The organism is 'Chrysanthemum coronarium' phytoplasma, from assembly GCF_000744065.1.
Taxonomy (GTDB): domain Bacteria; phylum Bacillota_I; class Bacilli_A; order Acholeplasmatales; family Acholeplasmataceae; genus Phytoplasma; species Phytoplasma asteris.
Genome location: NZ_BBIY01000163.1, coordinates 1 through 540, shown reverse-complemented (window position 1 = coordinate 540; position 540 = coordinate 1). Strand labels below are relative to the sequence as shown.

General features: G+C 25.9%; 1 pseudogene. It reads left to right on the top strand.

Going from position 1 to position 540, the window contains the following annotated elements:
• A pseudogene (locus tag OYV_RS04305) lies at positions 1-540 on the top strand (MATE family efflux transporter); the annotation flags it as partial.

The window sequence follows — 540 nt, the reverse complement described above, 5'->3', positions numbered from 1 at the left end:
ATTTTAATTACTTTTGTAGCTATTACTATGAATGCAGTTTTTATTGGATTAGAACGCGCCAAGGAAAAAACTAGATTTGTCTTAATCCTTAATATTTGTCTTATTATTACAAGAATTAGTATTTCTTTTGCTTTTAAAGCAATCAAACAAAACCAAGTTAATTTAATTGATTTAGCCCTAGCTGATTTAATTGCTAATTTATTGCTTACTTTGGTAACTTTTTATTGTATGTTTAGTTCTAAAAATATTTTTAATTTGCAATTTAAAAACCTAGTCTTTTCTAAACGCACAGTAAAAACTATCCTGAAATTAGCAGGAACATTAATTATTGCCAAATCTACTTATGAAATTGGTAAACTCATTATTCTTGCTATGATAGACAGTTATTTTACCAAAGATCAAGAAAACTTAGTAGATATTTTTGGATTTGTTATGGCAGTTAATGGTATTTTTTATGCTATTTCTAATTCTTTTGAAGATAGTCAATCTGCTATGGTATCTCAAAGTGTTACTTTTCAAAGCAATAGCAAAACTTTTAAA